This is a genomic window from Micromonospora sp. A202 (assembly GCF_006715105.1).
GTDB classification, from domain to species: Bacteria; Actinomycetota; Actinomycetes; order Mycobacteriales; family Micromonosporaceae; genus Micromonospora; species Micromonospora zamorensis.
In genome coordinates this window covers 4,740,506-4,765,881 of sequence record NZ_VFMP01000001.1, presented here as the reverse complement: position 1 = coordinate 4,765,881, position 25,376 = coordinate 4,740,506, and the positions used below count along the sequence as shown (strand labels likewise).

At 72.9% G+C, this 25,376-nt stretch carries 19 protein-coding genes; 12 read left to right on the top strand and 7 right to left on the bottom strand.

Translation table 11 applies throughout. The annotated features are described in order from the left end of the window. The first annotated feature begins 385 nt into the window (after positions 1–385). From trpC to trpA, 3 genes are read left to right on the top strand one after another with little or no spacing between them, the layout of a single operon-like run. Positions 386–1,189 carry an indole-3-glycerol phosphate synthase TrpC gene (gene trpC / locus FBZ33_RS21860; protein WP_172862221.1) on the top strand — a complete coding sequence of 268 codons (804 nt, stop codon included), beginning with the start codon at positions 386–388 and terminating at the stop codon, positions 1,187–1,189. A 34-nt stretch (positions 1,190–1,223) separates the two neighbouring features. Beyond that, a complete protein-coding gene (trpB, locus tag FBZ33_RS21855; RefSeq protein WP_141910503.1) occupies positions 1,224–2,462 on the top strand; it encodes a tryptophan synthase subunit beta in 1,239 nt (412 codons plus the stop codon). 1 nt (position 2,463) lies between these two features. Beyond that, a complete protein-coding gene (trpA, locus tag FBZ33_RS21850) occupies positions 2,464–3,267 on the top strand; it encodes a tryptophan synthase subunit alpha (RefSeq protein WP_088949334.1) in 804 nt (267 codons plus the stop codon). 110 nt (positions 3,268–3,377) lie between these two features. On the opposite strand, the gene FBZ33_RS21845 is transcribed toward trpA, so the two are convergent. Continuing rightward, a complete protein-coding gene (locus FBZ33_RS21845) occupies positions 3,378–3,956 on the bottom strand; it encodes an NUDIX hydrolase (protein ID WP_141910502.1) in 579 nt (192 codons plus the stop codon). Between the two features lie 102 nt (positions 3,957–4,058). Between FBZ33_RS21845 and lgt the strand changes: the two genes are divergently transcribed. Both lgt and FBZ33_RS21835 read left to right on the top strand, forming a co-directional pair. After that, entirely contained in the window at positions 4,059–5,261 is a 1,203-nt protein-coding gene (gene lgt / locus FBZ33_RS21840) for a prolipoprotein diacylglyceryl transferase (RefSeq protein WP_141910501.1), read from the top strand. Positions 5,262–5,276: 15 nt separating this feature from the next. Continuing rightward, the gene (locus tag FBZ33_RS21835) at positions 5,277–6,464 is read left to right on the top strand and encodes an NAD(P)/FAD-dependent oxidoreductase (RefSeq protein WP_141910500.1); all 1,188 of its coding nucleotides are present in this window, start codon (positions 5,277–5,279) and stop codon (positions 6,462–6,464) included. 10 nt (positions 6,465–6,474) lie between these two features. Here FBZ33_RS21835 and FBZ33_RS21830 read toward each other — a convergent pair whose 3' ends face one another. Then, positions 6,475–7,320: a GNAT family N-acetyltransferase gene (locus tag FBZ33_RS21830; RefSeq protein WP_141910499.1), complete on the bottom strand. Its 846-nt coding sequence runs from the start codon at positions 7,318–7,320 to the stop codon at positions 6,475–6,477. Positions 7,321–7,524: 204 nt separating this feature from the next. Here FBZ33_RS21830 and gltB point away from each other — a divergent pair, with 204 nt between their 5' ends. The 3 genes from gltB (at position 7,525) to FBZ33_RS21815 (ending at position 14,373) form a co-directional block, all read left to right on the top strand. Next, a complete protein-coding gene (gene gltB / locus FBZ33_RS21825) occupies positions 7,525–12,171 on the top strand; it encodes a glutamate synthase large subunit (RefSeq protein WP_141912861.1) in 4,647 nt (1,548 codons plus the stop codon). Beyond that, the gene (locus tag FBZ33_RS21820; protein WP_141910498.1) at positions 12,164–13,699 is read left to right on the top strand and encodes a glutamate synthase subunit beta; all 1,536 of its coding nucleotides are present in this window, start codon (positions 12,164–12,166) and stop codon (positions 13,697–13,699) included. Before gltB ends, FBZ33_RS21820 begins: the two co-directional genes overlap by 8 nt. Before the next feature lie 179 nt (positions 13,700–13,878). Beyond that, positions 13,879–14,373, top strand: coding sequence for a hypothetical protein (locus FBZ33_RS21815; protein ID WP_141910497.1), 495 nt, complete (start codon positions 13,879–13,881; stop codon positions 14,371–14,373). Between the two features lie 146 nt (positions 14,374–14,519). Here FBZ33_RS21815 and FBZ33_RS21810 read toward each other — a convergent pair whose 3' ends face one another. Continuing rightward, positions 14,520–16,070: a M1 family metallopeptidase gene (locus FBZ33_RS21810; RefSeq protein WP_370453034.1), complete on the bottom strand. Its 1,551-nt coding sequence runs from the start codon at positions 16,068–16,070 to the stop codon at positions 14,520–14,522. A 183-nt stretch (positions 16,071–16,253) separates the two neighbouring features. Between FBZ33_RS21810 and FBZ33_RS21805 the strand changes: the two genes are divergently transcribed. From FBZ33_RS21805 to FBZ33_RS33475, 4 genes are all read left to right on the top strand, one after another. Continuing rightward, positions 16,254–17,051, top strand: coding sequence for an SGNH/GDSL hydrolase family protein (locus tag FBZ33_RS21805; protein ID WP_141910495.1), 798 nt, complete (start codon positions 16,254–16,256; stop codon positions 17,049–17,051). Positions 17,052–17,178: 127 nt separating this feature from the next. Then, positions 17,179–19,875, top strand: coding sequence for a hypothetical protein (locus FBZ33_RS21800; RefSeq protein WP_255509005.1), 2,697 nt, complete (start codon positions 17,179–17,181; stop codon positions 19,873–19,875). Positions 19,876–19,973: 98 nt separating this feature from the next. Then, complete coding sequence (locus FBZ33_RS21795) at positions 19,974–22,505, top strand: FtsK/SpoIIIE domain-containing protein (protein WP_141910494.1); 2,532 nt, start codon at positions 19,974–19,976, stop codon at positions 22,503–22,505. Next, complete coding sequence (locus FBZ33_RS33475; RefSeq protein ID WP_255509197.1) at positions 22,502–23,434, top strand: hypothetical protein; 933 nt, start codon at positions 22,502–22,504, stop codon at positions 23,432–23,434. Before FBZ33_RS21795 ends, FBZ33_RS33475 begins: the two co-directional genes overlap by 4 nt. A 43-nt stretch (positions 23,435–23,477) precedes the next feature. Here FBZ33_RS33475 and FBZ33_RS21785 read toward each other — a convergent pair whose 3' ends face one another. Genes FBZ33_RS21785 through FBZ33_RS32865 form a run of 4 tightly spaced genes read right to left on the bottom strand, consistent with a single transcriptional unit; the run spans position 23,478 to position 25,365 of the window. Further along, complete coding sequence (locus tag FBZ33_RS21785; protein WP_141910492.1) at positions 23,478–24,035, bottom strand: hypothetical protein; 558 nt, start codon at positions 24,033–24,035, stop codon at positions 23,478–23,480. Positions 24,036–24,041: 6 nt separating this feature from the next. Further along, positions 24,042–24,602: a hypothetical protein gene (locus FBZ33_RS21780; protein ID WP_141910491.1), complete on the bottom strand. Its 561-nt coding sequence runs from the start codon at positions 24,600–24,602 to the stop codon at positions 24,042–24,044. Continuing rightward, positions 24,596–25,213, bottom strand: coding sequence for a hypothetical protein (locus tag FBZ33_RS21775; RefSeq protein ID WP_141910490.1), 618 nt, complete (start codon positions 25,211–25,213; stop codon positions 24,596–24,598). Before FBZ33_RS21775 ends, FBZ33_RS21780 begins: the two co-directional genes overlap by 7 nt. Continuing rightward, the gene (locus FBZ33_RS32865) at positions 25,210–25,365 is read right to left on the bottom strand and encodes a hypothetical protein (protein WP_157744051.1); all 156 of its coding nucleotides are present in this window, start codon (positions 25,363–25,365) and stop codon (positions 25,210–25,212) included. The genes FBZ33_RS21775 and FBZ33_RS32865 overlap by 4 nt, the downstream gene beginning before the upstream one ends. Positions 25,366–25,376 lie beyond the last annotated feature (11 nt).

The window sequence follows — 25,376 nt, the reverse complement described above, 5'->3', positions numbered from 1 at the left end:
GGGTCAACTGTCCCGCCCTGGCCCTGACCAGGGCCGGCTGTCAAACCTTGAGCTTGCTCACAACATAGATCGGCGTCGTTGTCGCCGAGCGCCGGCCGCCAACTGGTGGCATGATCGATGGATCGGCCCGGTTCGACCGTGGTCGCCAGGCCCCGTACCCGTGACGGTGGTCGATACCGGAGGTGGCGCTGCGTGACACACCGTTCACGGCAAGTCGGCCATTATGCCGCAGCCCTTTTCGTGAGCAGCGCCATACCCCCGGCGTCCGGCGTAGGTCGGCTGCCCCTAGCATCGGCCCATGACGCCCGGAGAGGGGAGTCCGTTGGTGACTGCTGAGCATGCGCACGCGGAGGGGGACGACGCCGGTCAGGCAGCGTCCGTAAGCGTGCTCGACGAGATTCTGGCTGGCGTACGTGAGGACGTCGCCCGACGCCAGGAGCAGGTTCCGCTGGAGCGGATCCGTGAACTGGCAGCGGCTGCGCCGCCGCCGCTGGACGCGTACGCGGCGCTGCGCAAGCCCGGCGTCGCCGTGATCGCCGAGGTGAAGCGTTCGTCGCCGTCCAAGGGCCGGCTGGCCGAGATCGCCGATCCGGCCGACCTCGCCGTCGACTACGCGGCCGGTGGGGCTCGGGCGATCAGCGTGCTGACCGAGGGGCGCTGGTTCGGTGGCTCACTGGACGACCTGGCGGCCGTCCGGGCCGCGGTCACGGTTCCGGTGCTTCGTAAGGACTTCGTGGTCTCCAGTTACCAGGTGCACGAGGCGCGCGCGCACGGCGCCGACCTGGTTCTGCTGATCGTCGCCGCGCTCGAACAGAACGTGCTGATGGGTCTGCTGGAGCGCATCGAGTCGCTGGGCATGACCGCGCTGGTCGAGGTGCACGACGAGGAAGAGGCCGACCGCGCTCTGGAGGCCGGCGCGCAGGTGATCGGGGTCAACGCCCGTGACCTGCGTACCCTGGAGGTCGACCGGTCCGTGTTCGAGCGGATCGCGCCCGGCCTGCCCAGCAGTGTCGTCAAGATCGCCGAGTCCGGCGTCCGTGGCCCGCACGACCTGATCCGGTACGCCTCGGCGGGCGCCGACGCGGTGCTCGTGGGCGAGGGCCTGGTCACCCAGAAGAGCCCCCGCGAGGCGGTCGCCGAACTGGTCAACGCGGGCAACCACCCGGCAACGCCCAGGCCGGTGCGCTGACCTCGCACCGGACGCCCCACCGAGAGGATTCCCGATGAGCGCCGACGCGCTGGCCCCGGTGGCCGGCTCGCAGCCCGACTCCGCCGGCCACTTCGGCCGCTTCGGCGGTCGGTTCGTTCCCGAGGCCCTGGTGGCCGCGCTGGACGAGCTCGACGGGGCGTGGCGCACGGCGATGGCGGACGAGTCCTTCCGGGCCGAGTTCGCCGCGTTGCTGCGCGACTATGCCGGCACCCCGTCGCTGCTCTACGAGGCCCGGCGGTTCTCCGCGAAACTCGGCGCACGGGTGCTGCTCAAGCGGGAGGACCTCAACCACACCGGCGCGCACAAGGTGCGCAACGTGCTCGGCCAGGCGCTGCTCACCAAGCGGATGGGCAAGACCCGCGTGATCGCCGAGACCGGTGCCGGGCAGCACGGCGTGGCCACCGCAACCGCCGCCGCCCTGTTCGACCTTGAGTGCGTGGTCTACATGGGCGAGGTCGACACCGAGCGGCAGGCCCTCAACGTGGCCCGGATGCGGATGCTCGGCGCGACCGTCGTCCCGGTCACCAACGGCTCGCGCACGCTCAAGGACGCGATGAACGAGGCGATGCGCGACTGGGTGGCCAACGTCGACGAGACGCACTACCTGATCGGCACCGCCGCCGGCCCGCACCCGTTCCCGGCGATGGTCCGCGACTTCGTCCGGGGCATCGGCGACGAGGCCCGCCAGCAGTGCCTCGACCTCACCGGCGCGCTGCCGGACGCGGTGACCGCCTGCGTCGGTGGCGGGTCCAACGCGTTGGGCATCTTCCACGCCTTCGTCGGCGACACGGACGTGCGGCTGTACGGCTTCGAGGCCGGCGGCGACGGCGTGACCACCAGCCGGCACGCGGCCAGCATCACCGGCGGGTCGGCCGGCGTGCTGCACGGTGCCCGCACCTACGTGTTGCAGGACGCCGACGGGCAGACGCTGGAGTCGCACTCGATCTCCGCCGGCCTGGACTACCCGGGCGTCGGGCCCGAGCACGCCTGGTTGCACGACACCGGCCGGGCGACCTACCTGCCGGTCACCGACGACGAGGCGATGGCCGCGTTCGAGCTGCTCTGCCGCACCGAGGGGATCATCCCGGCGATCGAGAGCGCACACGCGCTCGCCGGCACCCTCACGCTGGCCCCGAAGCTCGCCGCCGAGCTGGGCCGCGAGCCCACCATCGTGGTGAACCTCTCCGGGCGGGGCGACAAGGACGTGCACACCGCCGGTGACTACTTCGGCATCCTCGACAAGGAGCGGTGAGATGAGCCGGATCGGGGTGGCCTTCGACAAGGCCCGCGCCGACGGGCGGGCACTGCTGGTCGGCTGCATGCCGGCTGGTTTCCCGACCGTCGAGGGCAGCATCGCCGCGATGACCGCCATGGTCGAGGCCGGCGTCGACGTCATCGAGGTGGAGATCCCCTACTCCGACCCGGTGATGGACGGGCCGGTGATCCAGAAGGCCAGTGACATCGCCCTGGCCGGTGGCGTACGCACCGCGGACACCATGCGCATCATCGAGGCGGTGGCGGCCACCGGCGCTCCAGTGGTCACCATGACCTACTGGAACCCGGTCGAGCGGTACGGCGTGGACGTGTTCGCCCGTGATCTCGCCTCCGCCGGCGGCACCGGGCTGATCACCCCTGACCTCATTCCCGACGAGGCCGACGAGTGGCTGGCCGCCTCGGACGCCCACGGGCTGGACCGCACGTTCCTGGTGTCGCCGTCGTCCACCGACGCCCGGCTGGCGATGACGGTGGAGCACTGCCGCGGTTTCGTCTACGCGACAGCGGTGATGGGGGTGACCGGTGCCCGGGCGAGCACGTCCGACGCCGCGCCGACGCTGGTCTCCCGGGTCCGGGCGGTCACCGACCTGCCGGTCGGTGTCGGCCTGGGTGTGGGCACCGGTGTGCAGGCCGGCACCGTCGCCGGGTACGCCGACGGGGTGATCGTCGGCAGTGCCCTGGTCCGGTGCGTGCTCGACGCGCCCAGCGAGGCGGAGGGGCTGGCCGCCCTGCGTACCCTCAGTGCCGAACTCGCGGAAGGCGTCCGCAACCCCACCCGCTGACGGCGCGGCGGGCCTGTCTGTCTTAGGCGTGTGATGCCGGTGAGTCATCGTGATGACTCACCGGCATCACGCTCGAACGGGTGCCGCCGGTCCGGTCGGCGTCGGGCCGCTCAGTCGTGTCGGCGCGGTCCGGGGCGAAGTGGGCCGTCCGCCGCTGTCTCACCACGTTGTTCCGGCGGCTGCGCCACGACCCCGTGCCGGTCAGGCCCGTTCACCGGCTCTCCAATGGGTTCGGGCGGTGCCCACGAAGCGTCGCGGAGCACGCCGGAGCGGCCGGCGCGAGCATCGGTGACGGCGGCGTGGGTGAGCGGCGTGACCGACTCGGGCAGCGCGTCGGGGGAGTGCCAGGACAACCGGCAGCCCGGCGGCGGGTCGGCGGCGGGTCGGACCCTGGCGGCGCGGGCCCGGAACACGTGCACGAGGACGTCCGGCAGCGGCCCGGCGCGCCCGGGGGACGTCCGCCCGGTGGGGCCGGTCAGGTGGTAGACGCCGACCAGGTCGACCAGCTCGATCTCCCAGCCGGTCTCCGCGCGGATGTCCCGCAGGGCCGCCTGCACCGGGCTCTCGGCCGGGCGTAGCCGCCCGCCGGGCAGCGCGTATCGGCGCTCCCCCCGGCCCTGCCGGCAGAGCAGCACCCGGCCGGTGTCGTCACTGACGACCGCGGCGACCGCCCAGGTGAGCGCGCTCATGGACAAAGAGCGTACGGGGGTGCAAACCAGAAGTCACCGGGATGCGCACTCCAGCGGCCCGGGGTGCCGCTGCGGGGGTGTGCAGCGGTAGCGTGTGCACCCGTGACCCTCGCCTCGCTGTCCCCCCAGGCGGCCCTGCCCAGCCCCAGCACCGCGGTCTGGCAGCTCGGGCCGGTGCCGATCCGGGCCTACGCGCTCTGCATCATCGCCGGCATCGTGCTGGCCTGCTGGGTGACGGAGCGCCGGCTGCGGCAGCGCGGCGTCGCGCCCGGTGCCGTGCTCGACATCGCCGTCTGGGCGGTGCCGGCGGGCATCATCGGCGCCCGCATCTACCACGTGATCACCTCACCGGAGAAATACTTCGGCGCCGGTGGTGAGCCGATGAAGGCCTTCGCCATCTGGGAGGGCGGTCTCGGCATCTGGGGCGCCGTCGCCGGTGGCGCGCTCGGCGCCTTCATCGCGGCCCGACAGCTCGGCATCCCGTTCGGGGTGGTGGCCGACGCGTTGGCACCCGGGCTGCCGCTGGCCCAGGCGGTCGGCCGGCTCGGCAACTGGTTCAACAACGAGCTGTTCGGTGGCCGGACCACCCTGCCGTGGGGTCTGGAGATCCACCGGATGGACCCGGACAATCCGGGGCACGCGCTGCGCGACGACGCCGGGCAGCCGATCCTCGAACCGGGCCTCTACCAGCCGACCTTCCTCTACGAGGCGCTGTGGAACCTCGGCGTGGTCGCGTTGGTCCTCCTCCTCGACCGCCGGCTCAAGCTGGGCCGGGGCCGGGCGTTCGCGCTCTACGTGATGGGTTACACCGCCGGCCGCTTCTGGATCGAGCTGATGCGCACCGACGAGGCCAACCAGATCCTCGGCGTACGGCTCAACGTCTGGACCGCCGCGCTGGTCTTCCTCGGCGGGTTGATCTACTTCGTCCGGGTGCGCGGCCCCCAGGAATTCCTGATCCCGATCGGCGCGGCGGCGACGCCGACCACGGCCCCCACGTCCGACCTGTCCCAGGTGGACCTCTCCGAGCGGGAGACCCCAGCGCAGGCCGCCGCCCCGGAGGGCTACCGGGTGGTCAGCGAGGAGCAGTACGCCGCCTGGCAGGACACCGGCGTCGTGCCGCCCGAGCCGACCGCCGACGAGGACGTCCGGCCCGGTGGTGCCGAGCCGCTGGGTGACGAGTCGCGTGTCGACGAGGCAACCGTCGACAGCCCGTCGACCGACGAGGACCCGGCGGACGACCCGTCGGCCACCCGTACCGACCGGGCCGACGCCACTGGCGCACGGCCCGCCGACCGGGACAGCTGAGCGGGGGCGGCACCGATGCGAAGCGCGGTGGTGGTCGGCGCAGGGGTCGGTGGCCTCGCGGTGGCCGGCGCGCTGGCCCGCTCCGGCTGGCAGGTGACCCTGCTGGAGCGCGCCGAACGGGTCCGTCCCGAGCCGACCGCCGTGGTGCTCTGGCCCAACGGCGTCCGCGCGCTGCAGGCCCTCGGTCTCGGCGCGGGCCTGGCCGCAATCGCCACGCCGCTGCCCGACGGTGGGGTCCGTCGCCCCGACGGGCACTGGCTCGTGCAGCCCCGACCCATTCCCGCCGACCGGATGCCGGTGGTGGTGCACCGCGAGGACCTGCACGACGCGCTGATCGCCGGCCTCGGCGAGCGGGTCGAGCTGCGGACCGGTGTGACGGTGCGCCACGTCCGGGTCGAGCCCGGTGAGCGGCCGGCGGTCAGCGACGGACGGCAGACCATCGAGGTCGACCTGGTGGTCGCCGCCGACGGCACGGACAGCGGCATCCGCCGCCAACTCGCCCCCGAATCCCGGGTGGTCAGCTCCGGATGTGCCTCCTGGCGGGCCGTCATTCCCTGGTACCAGGCCCCTCGGCTACCCGACGACCAGCCACTCGCCGGCGAGATCCTGGGCGCCGGCTACCGGTTCGTGGCCGCGTCGCTGGGCGAGCGCGGCTCGTCCGGCGGGTCCACCCGGGGCGGCATCTACTGGGTGGCCACCGCCGCCGGCGCACCCCGCCCGGAACCACCGGAGACCCAGCTCGCCCTGTTGCGCCGCTGGTACGCGGGCTGGCCCGACCCGATCGGGGCGCTGCTCGACGCCACCGACCCGGCCGACCTGGTCCAGCAGGAGGTCCGCGAGCTGCGACCGCTGCCCCGCGCGTACGGCTTTCCGTCCGGGCCGGGCGGCGTCGTGCTGCTCGGCGACGCGGCGCACGCCATGCCGCCGCACCTCGGGCAGGGCGCCTGCCTCGCGTTCGAGGACGCCGCCACCCTGGCCTCTCTGCTGCGGGAGACTCGGCTGCCCGACGCCGTTCAGGCGTACGACCGGATTCGCCGCCCGCGGGCCGCGACAGTGGTTCGGCAGACCCGACGGATGTCGGCGGTGCTCCAGGCTCGGGGCCGGTTGGCGTTGCGAGCCCGGGACGCCGCACTGGGCACGATCAACTCGCGACTGCTCTCCAGCGCCGCTGCCTCTGCGGCCCAGTGGCGCCCCCCAACCTGACCCACCTCGGTCAGGGGATCAGGGCGACCGGTTCGGCGATGCAGGCGGTGCCGATGCGGCGGAAGCCGACCCGCAGGTAGACCCGGGCGATCTCGTCGCTGCCAGCGGAGAGGAAGACCAGGTCGGTGCCGGCGGCGAGCAGCTCCCGGGCCAGGGTTGCGGTGAGCGCGGCGCCCAGCCCGCGTCGGCGGGCGGCGGGCAGGGTGGCCACCCCGGCGATCTCGGCGACGTCGCCGACGCGCATGGCCATGCCGCTGGCCAGCGCACCGTCGGTGGGCGTGCCGGCCAGCGCGGAAATCCGTCGACCGTCGGCGATCCGGGAACGCTCCTCGTCGAGCGCGGCCAGTTCGAGTTCGGTGACGGCGGCGTCCCGCTCGGCCGGGCCGGCCTCGCCGGGCGCGGTACCGGCGGCGGCGAACGACACCGCTGCCACCGCACGCCGCGCGGCGACATCGGCGGCGAAACCGGGGGAGTCGGCGGCCAGCACCCGCACCGCCACGTCGGACAACGTCGCCGGGTCGGGCAGCGCGGCCGGGTCGAGCACCATCAGCGGCGCCTCCAGCACGTGCAGCCCCGCCGAACGGGCAACCGCCAGCAGCTCGGGCCTCGTCTCGTGCACCCACTCGAAGGCTTCCGGCAGGCCCAGCTTGCGCTGCCGCTCGCGGACCGAGGTCACGTCGGCCAGCGACGGCGGCTCGGTGGCGTCGATCCGGGGGCGGGCGTAGAACGGCCAGCCAGCACCGTCGCGGACGAACAGCACCAACCCGCCGTGCTCCTCCGCACCGGCGACGTCGCGGGGCACCGCGTCGTAGAAGCGTTCCAACCGGTCGAAGACGTCCTTGTGTAGCTGATCCACCGCGCGAGACTACACGTCCCAGCGTGTGGACGGTGTGATCAATCTCAGGTGGCCCTGCGACCCCGGCCCTAACGTAGACTCAATAGACCCACGGGCCGACGTCGTCCCCACCATGATCCAACCTGAGTGACGACAGGAGGCCCGGTGGCTCAGCCGTACGCGGACAAGATTCAGCCGTATCCGCACAGCCCGCAGGCGTCCCCGATGCCTGGCTCCCGCCCGCCCGCGCAGGGCCTCTACGACCCGGCGCAGGAGCACGATGCCTGCGGGGTGGCCTTCGTGGCGGACCTGCACGGCCGGCGTTCGCACGCGGTCGTCGCCAACGGGCTCGGTGCCCTCTGTCGACTGGACCATCGCGGCGCTCGCGGTGCCGAGCCGAACACCGGCGACGGCGCCGGCATCATGATCCAGGTCCCCGACACCTTCCTGCGCGCGGTGGCCGACGTCGCGCTTCCCCCGGCGGGCGAGTACGCCACCGGGCTGGTCTTCCTCCCCGACGACGACGCCGCCGAGGCGCGTGCCCGACGGGTGGTCGAAAAGTACGCACTGGTCGAGGGAGCCGACCTGCTCGGCTGGCGCGACGTGCCGATCGACCCGAGTGAGCTTGGTGAGACGGCCCTGGCGGCGATGCCCCGGGTCCGGCAGCTCTTCCTGGCCGCACGCCGGCTCACCGACTCGCCCGAAGGGCCGGCCGGTTCACCGCTGCGCGGCATCGACCTGGACCGGGTGGCGTTCAGCCTGCGCAAACAGGCCGAGCGGGAGACCGCCGAGCGGGGCGTACCGGCATACTTCCCGTCGCTGTCCAGCCGCACCATGGTCTACAAGGGAATGCTGACGCCAGACCAGTTGCCGGCGTTCTACCCGGACCTGCGCGACGAGCGGATCGACAGCGCGATCGCGCTGGTGCACTCCCGCTTCTCCACGAACACCTTCCCGTCCTGGCCGTTGGCGCACCCGTACCGGTTCATCGCCCACAACGGCGAGATCAACACGATCCGTGGCAACCGCAACTGGATGCAGGCCCGCGAGGCGCTGCTGCGCTCGCCGAACGTGCCGGGCAACATCCGGCGGGTCTTCCCGGTGTGCACGCCCGGCGCCTCCGACTCGGCGAACTTCGACGAGGTCCTGGAGCTGCTGCACCTGGCCGGACGGAGCCTGCCGCACGCGGTGCTCATGATGATCCCCGAGGCGTGGGAGAACGACCCCGGCATGGAGCCGGCCAAGCGAGCCTTCTACCGCTTCCACGCGAGCCTGATGGAGCCGTGGGACGGTCCCGCGTCGGTGGCCTTCACCGACGGCGAGATCGTCGGCGCGGTCCTGGACCGCAACGGGTTGCGCCCGGGGCGCTGGTGGCAGACCGACGACGGGCTCGTGGTGCTCGGTTCCGAGGCGGGCGTGCTCGACCTCGACCCGGCCCACGTGGTCGCGAAGGGGCGACTCCAGCCGGGCAAGATGTTCCTGGTCGACACCGTCGCGGGTCGCATCGTGCACGACGAGGAGATCAAGTCCGAGTTGGCTGCCGCCCAACCGTACGGCGAGTGGCTGCACGCCGGGCTGATCGAGCTGGGCGACCTGCCGGCCCGCGAGCACACCGTCTACACCCACGACTCGGTGCGCCGCCGGCAGCAGACCTTCGGTTACACGGAGGAGGAGCTGAAGATCCTGCTCGGGCCGATGGCCCGCGCCGGCGCCGAGCCGCTCGGTTCGATGGGTACGGACACCCCGATCTCCCCGTTGTCGACCCGGCCGCGGCTGCTCTACGACTACTTCCACCAGCTCTTCGCCCAGGTCACCAACCCGCCACTGGACGCCATCCGCGAGGAGCTGGTGACCAGTCTGGCGTCGACGATCGGGCCGGAGGGCAACCTGCTCGACCCGGGCGCGGCGAGCTGCCGCCAGATCGTGCTGCCGCACCCGATCATCGACAACGACGAGCTGGCGAAGATCCTCTCCATCGACGAGGACGGCGACCTGCCCGGCTTCAAGGCGGTCCGGGTGTCCGGGCTGTACCGCATCCGGGAGGGCGCGGCCGGGATCAAGGCACGGCTGACCGAGATCTGCCGGCACGTCTCCGAGGCCATCGAGGACGGCGTCCGCATCCTGGTGCTCTCCGACCGGGACTCCAACGCCGACCTCGCGCCGATCCCGTCGCTGCTGCTCACCGCCGCCGTGCACCAGCACCTGGTGCGGGAGCAGACCCGCACCCAGGCGGCGTTGATCGTGGAGTCCGGCGACTGCCGGGAGGTGCACCACGCGGCGGTCCTGATCGGCTACGGCGCCGCGGCGGTCAACCCGTACCTGGCGTTCGAGTCCGTCGAGGACATGATCGCCACCGGCACCCTGGCCGGCGTCGAGCCCGCAGCCGCGGTCCGCAACTACGCCAAGGCGCTCGGCAAGGGCGTCCTGAAGATCATGTCGAAGATGGGCATCTCGACGGTCTCCTCGTACTGCGGGGCACAGGTCTTCGAGGCGGTCGGCCTGGACACCCGGCTGGTCGAGCGCTACTTCCGGGGCACCCCCAGCCGGATCGGCGGGGTGAACCTCGCGGGCGTGCACGCCGAGGTGGCCGCCCGGCACGCGCTGGCCTGGCCCCCGGCGGGTTCCGCCGCCTCCGACCGGTTGGAGGTCGGTGGCGAATACCAGTGGCGCCGCGAGGGTGAGCTGCACCTGTTCAACCCGGAGACGGTCTTCCTGTTGCAGCACGCCACCCGCAGCCGGCAGTACGACGTCTTCCGGGAGTACACCGCGAAGGTCGACGCGCTCGCCGCGCAGGCCGGGTCGCTGCGTGGACTGTTCACCCTGCGGACCGGGCTCCGCCCGGCGGTGCCGATCGACGAGGTCGAGCCGGCCAGCGAGATCGTCAAGCGGTTCGCCACCGGCGCCATGTCGTACGGGTCGATCTCCGCGGAGGCGCACGAGACGCTCGCCATCGCGATGAACCGTCTCGGCGGCAAGTCCAACACCGGTGAGGGCGGCGAGGACGTCGATCGCCTGCACGACCCGGCCCGCCGTTCGGCGGTCAAGCAGATCGCCAGCGGCCGGTTCGGTGTGACCAGCGAATATCTGGTCAACGCGGACGACCTCCAGATCAAGATGGCCCAGGGCGCCAAGCCGGGCGAGGGCGGTCAACTGCCCGGCAACAAGGTCTGGCCGTGGATCGCCCGTACCCGGCACGCGACTCCGGGAGTCGGTCTGATCTCCCCGCCGCCGCACCACGACATCTACTCCATCGAGGACCTCGCCCAACTCGTGCACGACCTGAAGTGCGTCAACCCGACCGCACGGGTGCACGTCAAGCTGGTCAGCGAGGTCGGCGTCGGCACCGTCGCCGCCGGGGTGGCGAAGCTCAAGGCCGACGTCATCCTGATCTCCGGCCACGACGGGGGCACTGGCGCCTCCCCGATGAACTCGCTCAAGCACGCGGGCACCCCGTGGGAGCTGGGCCTTGCCGAGGCCCAACAGACGCTGCTGCTCAACAAGCTGCGCGACCGGGTCACCGTGCAGGTCGACGGTCAGCTCAAGACCGGCCGCGACGTGCTGATCGCGGCGCTGCTCGGCGCGGAGGAGTTCGGCTTCGCGACCGCGCCGCTGATCGTCGCCGGTTGCGTGATGATGCGGGTCTGCCATCTGGACACCTGCCCGGTCGGCATCGCCACGCAGAACCCGGTGCTGCGCGAGCGCTTCACCGGCACCCCGGAGTTCGTGGAGAACTTCTTCCTCTTCCTCGCCGAGGAGGTCCGGGGATACCTGGCCGAGCTGGGTTTCCGGTCCATCGAGGAGGCGATCGGGCAGTCCGAGCTGCTCGACTTTGCCCCGGCGCTGACGCACTGGAAGGCGCACGGGTTGGACCTGGCGCCCGTCCTGCACCTGCCGGAGCTGCCCGCCGGCGCGGCCCGACGGGGGATTCGCGCACAGGACCACGGCCTGGAGCTCTCCCTGGACAACGAGCTGATCGCGCTCGCGCAGCCCGCCCTGTCCGCCGGTGCGCCGGTACGTGTCGAGGTGGCGGTCCGCAACGAGCACCGCAGCGTCGGCGCGATGCTCGGTGGTGAGGTGACGCGCCGCTTCGGCGGTGCCGGCCTTCCGGACGACACCATCGAGTTCGTGCTGCACGGCACGGCCGGGCAGTCGTTCGGCGCGTTCCTGCCGCGCGGGGTGACCCTGCGGCTGCACGGCGACGCCAACGACTACGTGGCCAAGGGCCTCTCCGGTGGGCGGATCATCGTCCGTCCGGACGCCGCGGCGCCGTTCCTCGACCCGGACGCCGAGCCGGGGCAGCGGGCCGAGGATCAGATCATCGCCGGCAACACCATCCTGTACGGGGCCACGGCGGGTGAGGTCTTCCTGCGTGGCCGGGTGGGGGAGCGGTTCGCGGTGCGCAACTCCGGTGCGGTCGCCGTGGTCGAGGGGGTTGGCGACCACGGCTGCGAGTACATGACCGGCGGCACTGTCGTGGTGCTCGGCGCGACCGGTCGTAACTTCGCGGCCGGCATGTCCGGCGGCACGGCGTTCGTGCACCACCTGGACCGCGCACGGGTCAACACGGAGCTGGTCGACCTGGCGCAACTGGGCGAGCAGGAGCAGTCGTTGCTGCACGAGCTGGTCCAGCGGCATGTGGCCGAGACCGGGTCGGCGGTCGCCGAGGAGCTGCTCAAGCGCTGGCCGGAGGCGGTGGCCGAGTTCACCGCCGTGGTGCCCCGCGACTACCGCCGGGTGCTGGAGATCATGAAGGCCGCCGAAGCCGCCGGCCGCAACGTCGACGACGCGGTGATGAGCGCGCTCAGCGCGCCGTCCGCCGCGCCGGTGCCGCCCGCCCCGCGGGTGGCTGCCCAGGAGGTGGCTCGTGCCTGACCCGAACGGTTTCCTGCGCTACGACCGGCGACTGCCGGCCCGCCGCCCGGTGCCGGTGCGGATCAGCGACTGGCGCGAGGTCTACCCCCCGGCCGGCGAGGAACTGGTCCGCGAGCAGGCCACCCGATGCATGGACTGCGGCATCCCGTTCTGCCACGACGGCTGCCCGCTGGGCAACCGCATCCCGGACTGGAACGATCTGGTGCGGACCGGCAACTGGGACGCCGCGGTCGAGTCGCTGCACGCCACCAACAACTTCCCGGAGTTCACCGGCCGGCTCTGCCCGGCGCCCTGCGAGGCGGCCTGCGTCCTCGGTATCTCCGGCGGCCAGCCGGTGACCATCAAGCAGGTCGAGGTGGAGATCGCCGACGCCGCCGCGGCACGCGGGTTCACCCCTCGCGCGGTGCCGGCGCCGTCCGGTCGGTCGGTCGCCGTCGTCGGCTCCGGGCCCGCCGGCCTCGCCGCCGCCCAGCAACTGGCCCGCGCCGGTCACGCGGTGACGGTGTACGAGCGTGACGACGCGATCGGTGGCCTGCTCCGGTACGGCATCCCCGACTTCAAGCTGGAGAAGCGGCACATCGATGCCCGCCTGGCCCAGCTCGTCGCCGAGGGGGTGCGCTTCCGCACCGGCGTGCACGTCGGGGTGGACGTCACCGCCGAGCAGTTGCGCGCCGAACACGACGCGGTGCTGCTGGCCTGCGGCGCGTTGCAGGGGCGGGACACTCCGGAGACTCCGGGGCGGGCGCTTCGGGGCGTACACCAGGCGATGGCGCACCTGGTCGCGGCGAATCGCGCGGTCGCCACCGCGGCCACCGACCAGCCTGGCGTCGCGGCCACGGGTGAGGCCCGGCCGGCGCGTGCGCTGCTGCCGGACGGCAGCCCGATCGACGCGGCCGGCAAGCACGTGGTGATCATCGGTGGTGGTGACACTGCGGCTGACTGCCTCGGCGTCGCGCACCGGCAGGGCGCCGCGGGCGTGCACCAGCTCGACCTGTACCCGCAGCCGCCCCAGGAGCGCGACGAGGCGCGGGACCCGTGGCCGACGTGGCCGTGGATCCTGCGCAGCTACCCGGCGCACGAGGAGGGTGGCGAGCGGGTCTTCGCCGTTGCGGTGCAGGAGTTCGTGGACGACGGCACCGGACAGGTGCGGGCGGTGCGGATCGCTGAGGTGACAGTGGAGAAGCGCGACGGTCGACGGGTCGTGACAGTGGTGCCGGGTTCCGAGCGGGAGCTGCCGGCAGATCTGGTGCTGTTGGCGATCGGCTTCGAGGGCACCGAGCAGCAGCCGTTGCTGGCCCAGTTCGGCGTGACCCGTAATCCCCGGGGCGCGGTCGACGCCCGCGACGACTGGCAGACCGACGCCGACGGGGTGTTCGTGGCCGGTGACATGCACCGGGGTGCCTCGCTGATCGTCTGGGCCATCGCCGAGGGGCGTGCGGCGGCTGCCGCCATCCATGAGCACCTCGGTGGTGTCGGTGCGTTGCCGGCCCCGGTCGGCCCGGCCGCGCAGGCTCTCGCCGCTCGCTGAGTTGCGGACGTTCGGTCGGTGGGGCAGGTCTGCTGCCTCACCGGCCGGACATTCCCGCTGGTGAAGACGCTCCCGGAGTTGGCCACGGCCGGGCGGGTGGCGCGTCGCTGAGACAGCGGTCACCCCGGTGCCCCGCGCACGGGGCAGGACGACACGAAGATCATCGTTACGCTGCGATCATGGACATCGAGGAGCGGCTACGACGGACCCGTCGGTGGCTGTGGATCGTGCTGATCGGGCTCTTCCTGAGCGGTGCCACCGCATTTCCGCTGGAGATCGAGGTGCGCTGGCTGCTGCGCGCACTGGACCCGCTCTCCGACCAACTGCCCGCCCTGGTCGCCTGGATCGAGCGGGTGCACACCGGCCTCGTGACGGCCGGTGAGGACTACCCGTTCCTGCTCTACGGCACCGACTGGCTGGCGTTCGCCCATCTGGTGCTGGCGGTGGCGTTCTGGGGTCCGCTGCGGGACCCGGTGCGCAACGTGTGGGTCGTGCAGGTCGGCATGATCGCCTGCGCGGGAATCGTGCCGCTGGCGCTGATCTGCGGGCCGATCCGGGACATCCCCTGGTTCTGGACGCTCATCGACCTGTCCTTCGCGGTCGGGGCGTTCCCTCCGCTCTGGTTCGCCTACCGGCACATCCGTGCCGTGGAAGCGAGCACGGCCCGCCCCTGACGCCGTCGATCATGGAGTTGTGGTGCCGGAAGAACCACCCGTTTCGGGCCGAAGTTGGCACCACAACTCCATGATCGACAAAAGTCGGCGGGCGTGCCGCGAGCGCCCGCGCTCACGTGCGGGCGCTCGCGGTCCACACCGGATGCCTAGTGCGACAGCAGGTGGTGCGACTCGCGGATCTTGGCCCAGGACTTCGGCTCCGTCGGCGGGGCCGCCTTGCGTGCGGCGGCGGCCACGTCGGGCCGGCCGGCGGTGAACAGCCAGGTGGTGAACAGGTCGTCCAGGTCCAGCCCGGAGATCCGTTCCGCCAGTGCCTGGAACTGCTCGATGGTGCCGTTGCCGTACCGGTGCTCGCTGGTCCAGGCCGGCAGGATCTCGAAGAACGCGTCGTCGCCGACGGCCAGCCGCAACTGGTGCAACGTCATCGCGCCGCGGTCGTAGACGGCGTTGTCGAAGACCCGGGCGGCACCAGGGTCACCGGGCAGCACCTGCCAGAACTCGTCGTCAGCCGGGTAGCTGGCGTAGGTGAAGTCGAACACCTCCTGCGCGGTGCCCTCACCCTGCTCCTCCGACCACAGCCACTCGGCGTACGAGGCGAAGCCCTCGTTGAGCCAGATGTTGCGCCACTCGGCCACCGAGACCGAGTCACCGAACCACTGGTGGGCGTTCTCGTGCGCCACCACGTACGTGTTGGCGCCGCGCCGCCAGAAGCCCGGCCCGTACACCGGGCGGGTCTGGGTCTCCAGTGCGAAGCCGATGCCGTCGACCGGCCCGGCCACGCCGCCCTGCGCCTCGAACGGGTACGGCCCGAAGATCCCGCTCTCCCAGTCGACGATCTCGGCGGTCCGCTCGATGCTGGCCCTCGCGGCCGGCCCGAGCGCGCCCAACGAGGTGCTGTACGCGTTGACCACCGGCTGGCCGCCCGGCGTGGTGTCGGTGACGATGTCGTACTGGCCGATGGCCATGAAGGCCAGGTAGGTGGCGGTGGGTGAGGTGGTCCGCCAGATCCACCGGGTGCGGTTGCCGGCCTCGGCCACCGGTGGCCTCGGCTGCACGCCGTTGCTGATCACCTCGACGCCGGTGGGCACCGACACCGAGATGTCGAAGGTGGCCTTGTCCAGGGGGTGGTCGTTGCTCGGGAACCACCACCAGGCCGACTCTGGCTCGTTGACGGCGAGGGCGCCGTCGTCGGTGCGCGTCCAGCCGGTGTAACCGCCGACCAGGGTTTCCGACGGGATGCCGTGGTAGCGCACCACGATGGTGAGCTGCTGGCCCCGGGTCACCGTGCGGGCCGGCGTGACCACCAGCTCGTGTGCGCCCGCGGTGCTGGTCGTCGCCGCCCAACCGTTGACCCGCACCGACTCGACGTCGAGCAGGAAGTCGAGATTGAACGCCGACAGGTCCTGGGTGGCGGTGGCGAGGATGGTGGTGGTGCCGGTGAGCAGGTCGGTGGCCGGGTCGTAGCGCAGCCGGACGTCGTAGTGCTCGACGTCGTAGCCGCCGTTGCCATAGTCGGGGAAGTAGGTGTCGCCCAGGCCGGCCGCACCGGGTTGCGGCGCGGCGGTGACGATCGGCCGACCCCAGCCCGTCGGGGCGGCCTGGCCGGGGGTGCCGGCGAGCATGGTGCCGGCGGTGGTGAGGGTCAGGGCGGCGGTGGCCGCCGTGAGTGCTCGTCGCACGAGGTGGACTCCCTCCATCGGGTGTTCGCCACGTCAACCTAATCGACGGAAGTGAACGTCGCAGACCCGCCGCGCGGCGTCGTCCAGCTATTCCATTGATGCACATGTTTCGATAGCATTACCGGCTAGTAACAAAAGACCCAACCTGGCCACGCGCGCGGTCGCAGGATCCCACCACCCCCTGTTCTGTGGAGGTCCGTCATGCCCCACCGTCCACTCGCCCGCGCCCTGGCCGCACTGGTCGCCCTCTGTGCCGCCGCCCTCGGCGCCGTGCTCGTTCCCGGCACCGCGCAGGCCGCCGCCGTCAACTACGTCGCGCTCGGCGACTCGTACTCCTCCGGCGTCGGCGCCGGCCCGTACGACTCGTCCGGCTGCCTGCGCAGCCAGAAGTCGTACGCCCCGCTCTGGGCGGCCGCCCACGGCGTGACCAGCTTCAACTTCCGGGCCTGTGGCGGTGCGGTCACCGCCGACGTGCTCAACGACCAGGTCAGCGCGCTCAGCGCCAGCACCACCCTGGTCACCATCACCATCGGCGGCAACGACGCCGGCTTCGTCAACGTCATCACCAGTTGCCGGTTCGGCAGCACCTCGTCCTGCACCAACGCCGTCAACACCGCGAAGACCTTCGCCACCACGACCCTGCCCGCCCGGCTGGACGCCACCTACACCGCCATCCGCAACCGGGCACCCAACGCCCGGCTGATCGTCCTCGGCTACCCGCGCCTGTTCGAGACGACCTCCTGCGGATGGTTGGCGATGAGCACCTACAAGCGCACCATCCTCAACGAGGCCGCCGACGTGCTCGCCTCGGTCACGGCTGGCCGGGCCAGCGCGGCCGGCGCCACCTTCGCCGACACCCGACGCACCTTCGCCGGGCACGGCGTCTGCGCCGGCGACCCGTGGATCAACGACATCTCCGGGATCATCGAGGCGTACCACCCGGACGCCGACGGCTACCGCTACGGATACCTGCCCGCGCTCAACGCCATCACCGGCTAGAGCGAAACGGCACCGCACCGCCAGAACCCACCGGCCGGTGGCCGAGCGTCCCCTGTGGGCACTCGGCCGTCGGCCGGCCCCGCGTCTGTACCCGATGCGTCACACTGAGTGGAATCGGAGGTGACGCGTGCGACGGTCCGAGGTGCCCAAGCAGGAGTTGATCGGCCAGCGGCAGGCGGCAGCCGGCCGCGAGCGACTGCCGGCTGGCGGGCTGGAGTTCTTCGCGCTGCTCGCACGGCTGCTGCGGCGACCCCGTCGCGGCGACCGTCGGCTGCCGCTGCTCTGGCTGGTCCGCTCCGACACGGCGGATCTGATGGTGCCGCTGCGCCGATTCCTCGGTCAGGGCGCCCGGCGGCGGGTGCCGCACGCCGTGTTGGACGCCGACGCGCCACCGGGCGCCGGGGACGTGCCGGCGCTGCTGCGCGAACTGCACCGGCAGCTCTCCCTGGAGGCGTTCGGCGCCGCCCGGCTGCGCTTCCGGCACTACCCGCTCGCCGACTGGCTGATGCACCAGAGCCTCAGCTTCGGCATCGACGCCGACGACAGCCGCGCGGCCCTGGTCCGACGGTTGCGCGACCGCCGGGGCCCGCGTACGCCTGAGGCGTTGCCCAGCGGCGGTGACGCGGTCAGCATCGTCTCGCAGGTGCTGCTGTGGGTGGTCCGCCGCGCCGTGCCGGGGGTGGTCTTCCGGGCCGCCGTCTCCGGCCGGGTGCCGGTGATCGGGAGGCACTACAACTGGTTCATGCGCCAGCAGTATCTGGCGCCCCGGCAGTCGGTCACCTTCCTCGGCTTCGCCGAACGCCTCACCGCCGGGTGGCGCGACGGCGAGCAACCCGACCAGGTCAACAAGCTTCTGCTGCACGCGTTCCTGGAGGACCTGCGGCAGGCGTACCGGCGTCGACCGTGGCGCCCGTCGGACTGGCGGCGCACCGCGTACCCGGCGCTGCTGCTCGATCACGTCGCCCCCGGCAACGTCGGTGGCGAACTGGTCCGCCTGATCGGCGACGTCCGCACCGAGACGGGCCGCAACGACCCGCTGCTCATCGTCGTGTCCGGCGTTCAACCACCGCCGGAACTGCCCGAGCCGCACCCGCTGACCGAGGCCGACGAGGCGTACGACGAGTGGGCCGAGGCGCTCCCGGAGATGCGGCGGCTGCGCCGCAAGGCCGCCTGGCTGGTGGCGTTGCGCCCCGACGACTCCGACACCGGCCCGCCGTCGCGTGGCGGCATGCGACCGTTCTCCGCGCCCGACCCGCCCTGGTGGTCGCGGCGCTTCCTGCCGGCGGCGCTGTGCCTGGTGCTGGTGGCGGCGCTCGGCGTGTGGGCGGGCAGTCGGTGGGCGCCGGGGTGTCGCCCGTCGCTGACCGGCGGTCGGGTCTCGGTCGAGGTGGTCGCCAGCGGCGAGTGTGTCGGCTACAGCGACAGCGCCGCGCAGGTGTTCAACAACGACCCCGGTCAGGAGGGGCTGCGAAAGATCCAGGAGCGCATCTTCGCGCAGAACCGCGCCGCCGAGGAGGTCTGGCAGCGCAGCGACCGGCGTCGGCCCTTCCTGACCCTGGTCTACCTGGGCACCCTGACCGGCAACCGGACCCGCGCCGACGAGGAGTCCTACGTCTCCGAGCGCGAGGAGCTCGAAGGCATGGCCACCGCCCAGTACGCGTTGCTGAAGGAGTCGGCCGGCGCCGACGGCGCCGCGCTGCTGCGGATCGTGGTGGCCAACGGTGGTCGGCAGATGATCTACGCCGACCGGGCCGTGTCGATGCTGGCCGAGCTGGCCTCGGACGATCCCACGGTGCTCGGGGTCGTCGGCCTGGTGGAGAGCCGGACGAGCACCGCCCGAGCGCTGCGCGAGCTGAACAAGGTCGGGCTGCCGGTGCTGGCGCCCACGCTCTCCGCCGACCGGATGGACGCCAACTCCCGCCTCTACCTGCAGATCTCCGCGCCCAACGCCGACCAGGTGGAGATGGTCGACGCGTACGCCCAACAGGTGCTGAAGGTCGACGAGGCGCACGTCTACTACACGACGTTGGAGGGCAGTTCACTCACCGGGGACCTCTACGTGGGCACCCTCGTCGACGGGCTGCGGCAGCGGTTCGGCGCCCGCATGACGCGCCTCGACGAGTGGAGCACCGGTGAGCGGCTGACCGACGAGTGCGGCTACCCCGGCCTGCTCTTCTACGCGGGCCGTTGGACGGAGTTCGACGGTTTCCTGCGGGCGCTGCGCGAGTGCGGGGGCAACCCGCCCCGGCACCTCGTCGCCGACGACTCGGTCAACCGCTACATGGCCAACCCCGGGCTGCGCGCCGCGGCCCCCGGCAACCTGCCGGTCACGTACGTCTCCAAGGCCTCCCTGGCCACCTGCGCCGCGCTGCGGGCCGCCGAGGCGCGCCGCGACGATGCCCGGGCCAGTTTCCTGTCCTGGATCCAGGCCGACGACCTGCTGGACCCGCCGCGCTGTCGGCCGGACTCCGGGCACCAGGTCGGCGAGCGGGTCAGCCTCGCCTACGACGCGGCGATGATGATGATCCGGGCGGTGGAGAGCCTCGCCGCCCGGCTGCACCACGCCGACCCGCGACAACGGTGGGAGCCGACGTCTGTCAACCCGGTCGCCGTGCACACGGAGGTGCTCCGACAGAACGCCGGCCAGGGTTACCCGGGGGTGGCAGGGCTGATCCGGTTCACGCCCGACTCCGGCGAGCCGGTCGACAAACGGCTGGCCCTGCTGCGGGTGGAGCAGGTGCCGCAGGTGGCGACGGCGCCGGTGGAGGTGTTCCGCTGTGGGCTGGCCGACGCGCCCGACCCCGTGCCGTGCGGCCCTGCCTGACGGGTCCGGCGTGACACGTCCTCGCAGGACTGTCCGGGTGCCACCGCTGTCCGTTAGGGTTCCTGGGACCAGGCGGCCGTCGGCGTTGGGGGCAGAGGGTGGGCAGGCTCGCGTCGGCGTACGGGCAGGCGATCAACTCCCACCGGGCGGCCCGAGCGCACCTCGACGCCGCCCGGAACGCGCTCGGCACCGCACCGGCTGCCGTCGCCCCGGTCGGCGTCGACGCGCTGGTGACCCGCCTCGCCCGCCTCGGCGGCGCCCTGGCCACCCCCGCTCCGGGCGCCACGCCCTTGACCGACGAGCCGGCGGCCGTCCGGATCGGCGAGGCGTCCATCTCGGACGCTGGCTTCCCGGTGCTGGTTCCCCTCGGCGGCGGGCACCACCTGGCCCTGGACACCGACGCCCGCGATCCCCGGGTCGCCGGGCTGCTGCGGGCACTGGTGCTGCGGCTGGTCGCCACCGCACCGCCCGGTCAGGTCCGGGTCGCCGGCATCGACACCGCGGCGCTCGGCGCCACCTTCGGCCCGTTGCGTCCCCTGCTCGACGCGGGGGTGCTCGACCCGCCGGCCACCAGCGAGGCCGAGGTCGCCGCGCTGCTCGATGCCGCCGAGCAGCACGCCCGCGCCGCCCAGCACGGTCAGCCCGCCGGCCGGCACCTCCTGGTGGTGGTCGCCACCGCCGCGCCACCGCCGCGTGAGCTGGCCCGGCTCGCCGCGCTCACCCACGCCGGCCCGGCCGCCGCCGTCTGCGTGCTGCTCACCGGCCACCCGTCCCGGGTGCCCGGCGAAACCGCGCCGCCGCTGGGTGGCACCACCGCGATCCGGCTCCACCAGGGGTACGCGCAGGTCGGCGACCCGCCCGGCGTCCCGTTCAGCGCCGACGGCAGCGGGCTCGCCGCACCCGTGGTGCTCGACGGTGACCCGCCGGCCGCCTCGGTACGCGCGCTCGCCGAGCACCTCGGCGCCGCCACCCGACGCGCCGACGCGCTGCCCTTCACCGACCTGCTGCCGGAGCGACGCTGGGCCGAGTCGGCCGGCAACGGTCTGCGGACGGTGATCGGCCGGGCCGGCACCGCCCCACTGACGCTCGCCTTCGACGACGCCACCCCGCACTGGCTGGTCGGGGGGCGCACCGGCGCGGGCAAGACCGTCTTCCTCCTCGACGTCCTCTACGGGCTGGCCGCCCGCTACTCCCCGGCGGAGTTGCAGCTCTACCTGCTCGACTTCAAGGAGGGCGTGAGCTTCACCGAGTTCGTGCCCACCGGTCGGGACCCGTCCTGGCTGCCGCACGCCCGTGCCGTCGGCATCGAATCCGATCGTGAGTACGGCCTCGCCGTCCTGCGCGAGCTGCGCCGGGAGGCGCAACGCCGGGCCGGCGCGCTGAAGCGCCACGGCGTCACGAAGCTCGCCGACCTGCCACGGGACAGCCCGCTGCCCCGCATCGTGGCGGTCATCGACGAGTTCCACGTGCTGCTCGCCGGCAACGACGCGCTGGCCCGCGAATCCGTGGACCTGCTGGAGGAGTTGGCCCGCAAGGGCCGCTCGTACGGCATCCACCTGGTGCTGGCGAGCCAGAGCATGACCGGCATCGAGGCCCTCTACGGGCGGGCCGAGGCGATCTTCGGCCAGTTCGCGTTGCGGGTGGCGCTGCCCGGCGGCGGCGGGGTGCTCGATCAGCTCAACGACGCCGCCGCGGCCCTGCCGGTCGGCTCCGCCGTGGTCAACACCGCCGCCGGCGCGGTCGGCGCCGACACCGTGCTGCGCTTCCCCGACGCGCACGCCGCCGCCGCGGACCTCGCCGCGTTGCGCCACGAGCTGTGGCAGGCCCGCCCGCCGGGCTCGCGGGCACCGGCGGTCTTCAAGGGGTACGAGGTCGCACGGGTCGAGGACGACCCCACCTTCGCCGGGTTGCGCCCCGGTGGTCGGCGCCCGATGGCCCTGGTCGGCCGGACCGTCGACGTGCACGGCACCACCGCCCTGTTCCTGATGGACACCACCCCCGGCCGGCACCTCGCCGTGGTGGGCACCGCACCGACCGGCGCGGACGTGCTGCGCGCCGCGACGCTGAGCCTGGCCCGCCAGCACGCCCCCGGCGACGCCCGGTTCCAGTTGGTCTCCCTGGTCACCGTCGCCGACCCGGTCGCCGACGACACCGAAGCGGTCCTGCGCGCCGCCGGCCACCCGGTGCACCGCCTCGACGCCGCCGGGCTGCGCGACCGGGTCACCACGTTGGCCGCCGAGCCCACCGGCCGCGAATACCTGGTGGTCTTCGGCATGGACGCCGCCGCGCCGGTGTTCGGGGCGACCGACCCGGGCACGTTCCGCTCCGGCCTGGACGACCTGCGCACACTGCTGCGCCAAGGCCCCGGGCAGGGCGTGCACCTGCTCGGTTGGTGGCGAGGGCTGCGCCGGCTCGCCGACGACCTCGGCGGCACACAGAACCGCGACGACGTCGCCTGTCTGGTCGCCCTCAACGTGCCCGGGGCCGAGCTGGCCCTGCACCTCGGGACGCACGACCTGACCTACACGCCCCGCGCCGACCGGGCGCTGCTGATCGACCGGCACGACCAGCGCACCCGGCTGATCGTCCCGTTCGTCGGCGACGGGCACGACCCGGACGGGGAGCGGTGACAGTGTCCTTCGAGGAGTACGCGGCGCTGGCCCGACAACTCGCCGAGCAGCGCCGGGCCGGTGAGCAGCACGCCGCCACCGAGTCCGCGCGCCGCCGTGACCTGCACGCAGCCGTCGACTACCTCCAGCAGAGACTGACCGCACAGGGGCACCGCCTCGACCAGCTCGGCCGATCGATCCGAGTCGACCAGCCACCCGCCGGTTCTGCCCCGGGGAGTCCGGCCGAAGCCGCCGGCTGGCCGGGCCCCCCGTCGGGCTCCGGGGCGGCCTCCGGCTCCGGGTTCGGCGCTGGTCCGGTCACCGCTGCCGGGTCGGGCCTTCCGTCCGCTGCCGGGTCCGGCCCTTCCACCGCACCCGGAACGGGGGACGGGGGATCCGACGGCGCAGCCGGCGTGCCGGGGCGGGCGGGGGTCGGGGCGTACCCCGAGCTGCCGGCGGGGGAGGCGCGGCTGGCGCTGCCGACGGCGGTGAGCCCGGCGGGCGTCGGGGTGCCGGCGCAACGCGCGGCGGCGGTCGACCCGGCGGTGGAGCTGGAGTTGGCCCGGCGGATGGCCGACGAGGCCGACCGGCACGGGCAGCAGGCGGAGCTGCTGGCCCAGCGGCCGGCGCTCCTGCCGACGTGGTCACCGCTCGCGCGCGCGGTCGCTGTCTACGCCGGGTCCGGTGCTGCCGCCGGGATGCTCGTGCTGGCCCTGGTGCTGGCGTCCGGTGTCGGTCTGGTCGACGGGTTCACGCTCGGCGCGTGGATCTGCGCGGGGCTGCCGGCGGTGGCGTTCTTCGGCGGGTACCTGGTGCTGGGCAGATGGGGGCGGCCCGCGATGGTCACCGGCACCCCGCCGCGCTATCTGCCGCTAGGGTTCCTGATCTGTTTCCTGCTGGTGCCGATGGCCTACTGCGCCTACCTGCTGCTGGTCCGCGGCCTGCGCTGATCCCCGCCGCGATCCCGCCCGGCTCGACCTTGGGGCCGCCGGCCTACTCCGCGTGGTACGTGAGGAGCCCGCTGTCGCTGAATCTCTGCTCGGTGCCGCTGTTCGAGAGGCCAAAGACGCGACAGGTGCGGCCGCCGGCCGGTTGGCCAGCGGACGCTTCCGTGTAGGACCAGACCTGACCCACCTGCGCCTTGAACGTACGACTGGTCCGTGCTGGCACGTCGAGCGCCTTGTGTGGCTCGCAATCGTCGTCGAAGAGCCACAGCACGAACGGCTCGCTGCTCGCCGAGGCGGTGCCGCGGATCGGGTCGCCCCACCGGTCGGCGGGGATGTCCCGGTGGAAGTACGCCACGGCTTCCTCGCCCTTGGTCTGCGCGATGCAGGCCCGGGCGAGCTGTGCCCCAGATTCTGCGGTGACCGTGGGCGCGGGCGGTGTCGAGGAAGACGACCGGGAACTGTTGAGGATGTCCCACCTGTCACCGGTGGCGTGGGCAGCGACGAGCACAAGGGCCAGAACTGCCGCGAGCCCGCCCGACAGCGCTATGGCCCTGGTCCGGCGACGACGGCTGGTACCGGTGGTGGGGTTCCCCTGAGGTGCCACGTCGCGTCACTCCTCCAGCGGCATGCCCGGACCGTCCTCCTGGCTGCCGGCAGCAGAGTCTATGACGCTGCCCGCCCCGGCACTGTCCCGCGAAGTCGGTCCCTGCTGCTGGTCACTTCCGCCTGTTTGCCGCCGTTCGACACCGGGCGCTGAGTCGTCAGCAGCGTGCGCGGCAGCGGCGAGAATGTCGTCGCGCTCGCTGTCGGTGAGACCCTCGTCTTCGAGCAGGCCGAGCAGCAACACCGTCCGCGCGACGACCGCCGCCGCGTCGTCGGGCACCGGTGGACGCTCACCGAGCGCCGCCCAGACCAGCGCCTCGGCCAGCACCGGATCGACGTCACGCCCGGTGGCGTCGTAGCGTTCCCGGACGGACGCCACGAACCGGATCACCGGCGCCCGATCCTGCCCAGCCACGAACCGTCGCCGCACCGCCACCAGCAGCGCCCCAGCGAGCAGATCGGCGTACCGCCGCCAGTCCGGCTCGGTGAACCGGCGCAGCCGCCGTTCGTGGCCACGCAGCCGACCAGTCAGCAGACCCCGTAGCGCCGCGTGTGGATCGGTCACCATCGTCGCTCCCTGATCATCGTGAGTGCGCTCCTGTGTCGGCGTGGCCTGCTCAATCGGTACCGCCTGGTCACCAGAACGCTCGCCGCGTGACAGCCGTGGGCAATCAACTCGGCGGTGTCGCTCTCGGCGTTGCGGTGGCTGGTAGGCCGGGGCGGTGCCGTCGGTTCACCGGTCAGTGCCGCGACCGTTCGGTCGATCCGGCAACCGCCGACCGCGAGCCGGGCGCCGACCAGGTCCAACCGGCTGATCGCCGCCGCGACGTGCCGGGCCGCGACCTCGTCCGCCACGATTCGGGTACGCCGCAGCCGGTCCTCAGCCGCCCCCAACCGCCACCGGACACGGGCGGCCAACGTGGCGGCCCGGTCGGCGTCGACGCGAGCGTCACGCAGGCCGGCGAGCAGGTCCCCGGCCGAGCCTCCCGGCGAACTCCGGTCCGCAGCCAAGCCGGCGTAGACCAAACTCAGCGCACGCCAGCACTCCGTGACCGCGTCCTGCCAGGGCAGCCGCCGGCCGCGTGGCCCGGCCCCGTGCAGGTGCGCACCGGCGCGGTCGGCGGCGGAGATCGTGGCCAACCATGCGGTACGCAGGTCGTCCACGGTGTCGGTGCTCATTCGCCCGCCTCAGCGCTGGACTTGACCAGGAGGGCGAAGCGCACATCGGCGCAGGGGTAGTCCACGCCGCACTCGCACAGCCAGCGCCGCACCACGCGTGGTGGATGGGCGAACAGGACGTCGTCGGCATCCTCGACGTCCTGTTCGGACACGAGGCGACGGC

Excerpts from the sequence above, each read along its gene's own strand:
- trpB (WP_141910503.1), top strand. The coding sequence starts at position 1,224 with ATGAGCGCCGACGCGCTGGCCCCGGTGGCCGGCTCGCAGCCCGACTCC.
- trpA (WP_088949334.1), top strand. The coding sequence starts at position 2,464 with ATGAGCCGGATCGGGGTGGCCTTCGACAAGGCCCGCGCCGACGGGCGG.
- FBZ33_RS21845 (WP_141910502.1), bottom strand. The coding sequence starts at position 3,956 with ATGAGCGCGCTCACCTGGGCGGTCGCCGCGGTCGTCAGTGACGACACC.
- FBZ33_RS21835 (WP_141910500.1), top strand. The coding sequence starts at position 5,277 with ATGCGAAGCGCGGTGGTGGTCGGCGCAGGGGTCGGTGGCCTCGCGGTG.
- gltB (WP_141912861.1), top strand. The coding sequence starts at position 7,525 with ATGCCTGGCTCCCGCCCGCCCGCGCAGGGCCTCTACGACCCGGCGCAG.
- FBZ33_RS21815 (WP_141910497.1), top strand. The coding sequence starts at position 13,879 with ATGGACATCGAGGAGCGGCTACGACGGACCCGTCGGTGGCTGTGGATC.
- FBZ33_RS21810 (WP_370453034.1), bottom strand. The coding sequence starts at position 16,070 with ATGGAGGGAGTCCACCTCGTGCGACGAGCACTCACGGCGGCCACCGCC.
- FBZ33_RS21805 (WP_141910495.1), top strand. The coding sequence starts at position 16,254 with ATGCCCCACCGTCCACTCGCCCGCGCCCTGGCCGCACTGGTCGCCCTC.
- FBZ33_RS21780 (WP_141910491.1), bottom strand. The coding sequence starts at position 24,602 with ATGGTGACCGATCCACACGCGGCGCTACGGGGTCTGCTGACTGGTCGG.
- FBZ33_RS21775 (WP_141910490.1), bottom strand. The coding sequence starts at position 25,213 with ATGAGCACCGACACCGTGGACGACCTGCGTACCGCATGGTTGGCCACG.